The sequence below is a fragment of the Paenibacillus sp. 1-18 genome (assembly GCF_000520755.1).
Taxonomy (GTDB): Bacteria; Bacillota; Bacilli; order Paenibacillales; family Paenibacillaceae; genus Paenibacillus; species Paenibacillus brasilensis.
The window spans coordinates 1-6,200 of record NZ_ASSB01000325.1 but is presented as its reverse complement, the minus strand read 5'-3'; the positions used below and the strand labels follow the sequence as shown (position 1 = coordinate 6,200).

The following is a 6,200-nucleotide window of genomic DNA, read 5'->3' as shown; positions in this document are numbered from 1 at the left end:
AGGATTTCTCCGGAGCGCAGCCGTACTCCAGCCGTATGACCCTCTTTGTAAATAACCTCTTGTACGGGGCAGCTTGTGCGAATGTCGACCCCTTGAGAACGTACCTTGTTAACCAAAGCATCGACAACGGTTTTGGCTTTGTCCGTCACAGGGAACATACGCCCGTTGTCTTCTTCCTTTAAGGCTATGCCCAGCTGTTCAAAAAAGGCGATGATATCCCGATTGCCGAAAGCTGCCAGCGCACTGTGGAGAAAACGGCCATTGCCGGGAATGTGCCGGATTAGCTCGTCCAGCTCCTTTGCATTGGTAACATTGCAGCGCCCTCCACCGGAAATACCGAGCTTGCGCCCGAGTTTATTTCCCTTTTCCAGTAAAAGCACCTTGGCGCCCTCACCGCTGGCTGCCGCAGCGGCCATTAATCCGGCTGAGCCGCCTCCGATTACAATAACGTCATATGACATGAAATCTCTTCCTTTTCGTCGACAATTTTCAAAAAAATTCAGAATGGTGTAACAGTTTCTTCATTATATCTTAATAGCGTCGTTTTAATTCATTTTTATCATGATAAACACGCGGATCTTTCGTTTTATTGGGTTGTTAAATACGTAAAAACGATTTGTTGTATGCCTCCGGTATTTTGCGGATTTTGTCGTTCTACACCGGAATTTTAACACATATATTGTAATATATTGTAGCCTGTGCTTTAATTCAACTAGCGGCGTCAAGGAAAGATGAGGAGGAGGAAAAGTCCTTGTTAATTGCTTTGAAGGAAAGTGTGCTTCAGGTTCTCCTTGCCGTTATATCGGCGGGTTTTTTCTCTATATTAACGGATTATGGAGATAAGAAAAAGGTTTGGGGCGGCCAGCTGCTGCCCGGTCCGAATCAAGGGATACTTTATTTGTGTTGCTTACCAGCCATATTGCTATGTTCTCTCTTTCAATATCAGTCTCCATATGGCCTACCTTCCAATCTCGGAATTATTCCCCTCGCTGTCGGCATCATGTATGGTAGACGTCGTACCGCCTTCGCGCTCGCCGCTTCCGCACTCATGGGGACCCTGATTATAGCCCAGTCGACAGAAATGTCGCCGATGTATGTGTGCACAGGTTTTATCCTTTTTACTTTTATGCTGCTGCATGGCAAGTTCTTTCAAAAAGGGACGTTGTCGGACAAAAAACTTCTGATTTCCGCATATGTTGTGGTTGATATGCTGCTTAAGGCTCTGTTCCCGCTCCTGTTGGGCAGACAGGATGTATCGGTATACATTCCCGATTTGCTTACAACGCTATGGAATATTGCTGCAGGTATACTGGCAAGTTTTATGGTCGTGAGTCTGATGCATAATGCCTTCGAAAAACTGGCGCTGCGACGTGATGTAAGCGAATTTACGAGCAAATACTTAATTGAAGCGGATAAGCTGCGTCAGGTGATGGATTTGCTGCCATTATCCCTTGCAACTCTGGACAGCGAGGAACGAGTTATACATATGAACAAAACAATGCTGGAACTCTATCGGAATTTCGATCCCTTCATTACGCTGCCTAAGGTAGTGGGGCGTCCATGGACCTCGTTATATGATTTTAACACTTCGTCGGTGATTAGCGAACGGGTTATGAAAGCGTTGCAAGGGGAGGCGGGTGCTGATTTTATTAATGTACCTCCCAAAGTATTCTTCTGCAGCTTTCTCCCCATGCGGGATAAACATGTGAACAAAACGACAGGTGTCATTATTGCCTTGCAGGATATTACAGAGCTGGAGACGCTGCGCAGTGAGCTGTGCAATTTCGAGAGGCTCAGTCTGGTCGGACAGATGGCAGCAGGCATTACTCATGAAATACGTAATCCCATGGCGGTTGTGCGTGGATTTTTACAGCTTATGCGTGAGAAAAGTCCGGATTCCCTCGGTCATTACTACCGTATCGTGATGGAGGAACTGGATCGGGCGAACGGGATTATTAACGATTTTCTTTCACTTGCCCAGAACCGGATTGTTGAGAAGGAGCAATGCCATCTTCATGATATTATTCGCGAACTCACGCCTTTGTTGTGGGCAGATGCCAACCTGAGGGGGCAGACGATTGAGCTAAAGCTGGAGGATCATGTGACGATGCTGCATTTGAACCCCAAGGAAATGAAGCAGTTGCTGCTTAACTTATCGCGTAATGCGATGGAGGCTATGGGTGAAAAGGGTGTACTGACCATCTCCACGCATGAGGAAGGGGATTTTGTGGAGCTGGAAGTAAAGGATACAGGTCCGGGAATTCCGCAAAACCAGCTTGAAAAGCTGTTCCAGCCTTTTTACACGACCAAAACCAAAGGCACAGGTCTGGGTCTGGCTTTATGTCAAAGTATCGTAGAGCGACACCACGGTACGATTGCCGTAGATTCTGTGGAAGGAACGGGCACGCAGTTTAGAGTTCGATTGCGCAGAACCATTCCAGCTTATCGAGAACATTCCGAGCCTTCTGTCATGAATTCCATACAAAAATAATTGTACACATATAGATCTGTTTTTTTGCAAAACACGTGAAAAAGATTGTATAATGAAGATTAGGTATCCGTACCTTTAACACGAGAGTGGATAAAAAAACAACGTAGTATACATGATTTTTGGAAAAGGAGTGAAAGAATATGTCTATGTCTTTTGACCAATATATGAGAGATTCAGTTCAGCCCATGCGCGATGAGCTGACCAATCTTGGAATCCAGGAGCTGCGTACTTCGGAAGAAGTGGAGGCCAAGCTGCCTAATGCCAAGGGAACAACGCTGGTTGTTGTTAACTCGGTATGCGGTTGTGCCGCAGGTCAATGCCGTCCGGGTGTGGCCGAAGCGCTGAAGCATGATATTACACCGGATCACCTGTATACGGTTTTTGCCGGACAGGACAAGGAAGCAACAGCGAAGGCTCGCGAATTTTTCGCGCCGTATCCGCCATCTTCCCCTTCCATTGCATTGTTGAAAGACGGCGAGTTGGTTCACTTTATCGAGCGTCACCAGGTGGAGGACCGTTCGGCTGATCAAATCGCTGCTGATTTGACCAGTGCATTTGACCGTTTTTGCCGTTAAGACTGCTCAAGCTATGCCCCCGCATTTTTCGCCTGCGAAACTTGCCGGGGCTTTTGCATGTTAGCTTGTAAAGTAAATTCCTAAAAAGAGGTGTTTATCTGATGAGTTTGCAGGAACAGATTATTGCTGAATTGGGAGTACAGCCTACGATTAACGTAGAGGCAGAGGTCCGCAAGCGCGTGGATTTCCTCAAGTCGTATGTAACGAAAACCGGAAGCAAAGGACTGCTGATCGCCATCAGTGGCGGGATTGACAGTGCTGTAGCAGCTGCCTTGTGCAAGCAGGCTACAGATGAGCTGACGAAGGAGCAAGGGCAAGAGTACATAACGCTGGGGGTGTTCCAGCCTTATGGCAAGCAGGAAGATATTGAGCACAGCTACGCGGTTGCCAAAGCGTTCGATCTGAAATATGCCGGGGAAACGAATATCAAGGAAGCGGTTGATGAGGTTGCCGTGGAAGTGGAGCATACGTTAAAGGATATCGGTCTTGAACGTTCCATTACTCCGCAAGTGAGAGGGAATGTAAAGGCAAGAACACGTATGGTGGTTCAGTACGCACTCGCGAACGAGCTGAATCTGCTTGTCGTTGGCACAGACCACGCTTCAGAAGCCATCACAGGCTTTTATACGAAATGGGGCGATGGTGCAGTCGATATTACACCGCTTAGTACGCTGAACAAGCGCCAGGTGCGTTTGCTGGCCAGCTACCTTGGAGTTCCGCAGGCCATTTTGGACAAAGCGCCTACAGCAGGATTGTGGGAAGGCCAGACGGATGAACAAGAACTGGGCATCTCCTACGAAGCGAACAGCGACTATCTGGAAGGCAAGGAAATAGACCCGGCGGCACGCGAAAAGCTGGAAAGCTTCTTCACACGTACAGCGCATAAGCGGACAAGCATTCCGGGAGTTTAAGTGCGTAATCTTATGATTATGAAATTGTAAATCACTCTTGGGATTTATGCGAAATGATCAAATCAATAAAAATGCGGCGATCCGCCCGGCGGATCGCCGTTTGCATTAAAAGGGCTATAGCTTAATTGGTGATCCATTCAATGAAGCGGCGGGTTTCGGTAATCGCCTGATCCAGCTGAAGACTGCCTCCCTGAAATGGATGAACGGTATTGAAGGTATGATTGCCACCTTGAATTTGTACCCATTCAATATCTGGACGAACGGTGGTGAGCAGGGCAGAGCCTTCGCGTAGGCGTTTGGAGTCTTCGGTTCCCTGGATAAGTACGGCTGGCAGCCGGCTGTCTGCAAGCCTGTCCACGATGGCAAAACGCGAGCGATTTTGCTCCAGATCGTTCAGAATGACTACATCCAGCGGGAGCTGCTGCCCGGTTCTGGCGTTTTGAACATAGCTGCGTCCCTTGGTGCGCATTTCTTCTTTTTGTGGCAAAGTAAACAGATCCAAATCTGTCACGCCATTCCATGAAATGACACCGGATATTTCTCCGGGGTGATCCAGAGCGTATACGAAGCAGCTTCCCGCGCCCCGGCTGTGCCCTAATAGAAATAACGGCAGCTCTCTGAACTCGTGGCGTGCTCTCAGATGGGTTAGCAGTATATCCAAATCCTCTTGCTCGCGGCTATAGGTGTTGCGTGCGAATTTTTCCGGCTCGGTAAAATTCTCTAAATCCTCACCTATGCCATTATGTGAAAAGTTGAAGGTTACGACATGGTTATCCACGCTCAATGCTTCTGCAATAAAGGGGAACATACCCCAATCCTTAAATCCCTTGTAGCCATGAGCGATGATGAGCAGGCTTTTGGCTTTGTTTTTGGCGTGAAACCAGGAGGCCCGGATCACGGCATCTATTCCTGCTTCAACCACAATGGTTTCTGACATCCTATCCTTCCTTTCTACGGGAATTTTTAAGTGGGTCTATCAGCTAAATTCATACATTGAACTATAGCTACTCTTATTTTAACATATATTGGTGCTGCCCTTGCGCCTTTGTGGCTCGCCATGGTGTGGACGCACTGTTACAATAGGTGCAGTAAAGTATAAAAAGGACGGGGAATACCCAAATGATCTACGGAATTGGACATGATGTGCTGGAAATAAGCCGTATGGCTGACATTTTGGCAGGTAAATATGCAGATGCGTTTTTGAAACGGGTGTTGACCCCGGCTGAACGTGAGCTTGCTGTGGAACGCAAAGCTAGGCTAACGGAGTTTGTAGCAGGTCGCTTTGCTGCAAAGGAAGCGATAACGAAGGCCTTCGGTTGCGGAATCGGGCAGATGATCGGGTTCGGTGATATGGATATTTTACCGGAGCCTGGGGGGAAGCCCGCAGTTTATTTATCTTCGTCCGCGTGGAATAGACTGGACTTGCCAGGTACAGGGAGCTCGGATTACAGTATTCACCTGAGTATTACACACCAGCCCAACATTGCCTCTGCTTTTGTAATTGTCGAATATAAGGAGATGTGATGTGATGACTGCAAATACACTGGAACAAAAACGTTATTTCAGTTTTGAGCTGTTGAACTGGTATACACGAAACAAACGGGATTTGCCGTGGCGCCGCCATCGGAATCCTTTTTATATCTGGATTTCGGAAATTATGCTTCAGCAGACGCGTGTCGATACGGTGATCCCGTATTTCAATCGCTTTATTGCACGTTTTCCGACGATTGAAGCGCTGGCGGAAGCACCCGAGGAGGATGTGCTCAAGCTGTGGGAAGGGCTGGGCTATTATTCCCGTGCCCGGAATTTGCAAGCTGCGGCCAAACAAGTGGTCGAGCTTCACGGCGGACAGGTACCGGATGATACACAGGCCGTCGCCGCGCTGAAAGGAGTCGGCCCGTATACGACAGGTGCAATTATGAGTATCGCCTTCAATCGGCCGGAGCCTGCTGTGGATGGCAATGTGATGCGGGTGTTGTCGCGCTATTTCCTCATTGAAGAGGATATTATGAAGGGCAGCACACGATCACATATGGAAAGTCTGGTGCGGGAGCTGATCCCCGAAGGGAGAGCCTCCGATTTCAATCAGGCACTGATGGAGCTGGGGGCGCTGGTGTGCACGCCGAAGTCGCCCCAGTGCCTGACCTGCCCGGTCATGGAGCATTGCTCAGGGCGACTGGCAGGTCGCGAGGAGACGCTGCCGGTGAAGACGAAGGCGAAGCC

General features: G+C 48.6%; 7 protein-coding genes. 5 read left to right on the top strand and 2 right to left on the bottom strand.

Going from position 1 to position 6,200, the window contains the following annotated elements:
• Positions 1–461, bottom strand: a 461-nt coding sequence (locus L693_RS0121065; protein ID WP_025719722.1) for an FAD-dependent oxidoreductase, incomplete at its 3' end; no start/stop codon positions are given.
• A gap of 290 nt (positions 462–751) precedes the next feature.
• Here L693_RS0121065 and L693_RS0121060 point away from each other — a divergent pair.
• The 3 genes from L693_RS0121060 to nadE all read left to right on the top strand — a co-directional run bounded on the left by L693_RS0121060 (position 752) and on the right by nadE (position 3,977).
• Positions 752–2,491 (top strand): two-component system sensor histidine kinase NtrB, encoded by a 1,740-nt coding sequence (locus L693_RS0121060; protein WP_025719721.1) that lies wholly within the window; start codon positions 752–754, stop codon positions 2,489–2,491.
• Positions 2,492–2,631: 140 nt separating this feature from the next.
• Entirely contained in the window at positions 2,632–3,066 is a 435-nt protein-coding gene (locus L693_RS0121055; protein WP_025719720.1) for a BrxA/BrxB family bacilliredoxin, read from the top strand.
• Between the two features lie 101 nt (positions 3,067–3,167).
• Positions 3,168–3,977, top strand: coding sequence for an ammonia-dependent NAD(+) synthetase (nadE, locus tag L693_RS0121050; protein WP_025719719.1), 810 nt, complete (start codon positions 3,168–3,170; stop codon positions 3,975–3,977).
• A gap of 121 nt (positions 3,978–4,098) precedes the next feature.
• Here nadE and L693_RS0121045 read toward each other — a convergent pair whose 3' ends face one another.
• On the bottom strand, positions 4,099–4,914 hold the full coding sequence (locus L693_RS0121045; RefSeq protein ID WP_025719718.1) for an alpha/beta hydrolase family protein: 816 nt from the start codon (positions 4,912–4,914) through the stop codon (positions 4,099–4,101).
• Between the two features lie 182 nt (positions 4,915–5,096).
• Here L693_RS0121045 and acpS point away from each other — a divergent pair, with 182 nt between their 5' ends.
• Together acpS and mutY are read left to right on the top strand one after the other, a co-directional pair.
• Positions 5,097–5,501, top strand: a complete 405-nt coding sequence (gene acpS, locus L693_RS0121040) for a holo-ACP synthase (protein WP_025719716.1) — start codon at positions 5,097–5,099, stop codon at positions 5,499–5,501.
• Positions 5,502–5,505: 4 nt separating this feature from the next.
• A partial coding sequence (gene mutY / locus L693_RS0121035) for an A/G-specific adenine glycosylase (RefSeq protein ID WP_025719715.1) occupies positions 5,506–6,200 on the top strand: 695 nt, incomplete at its 3' end.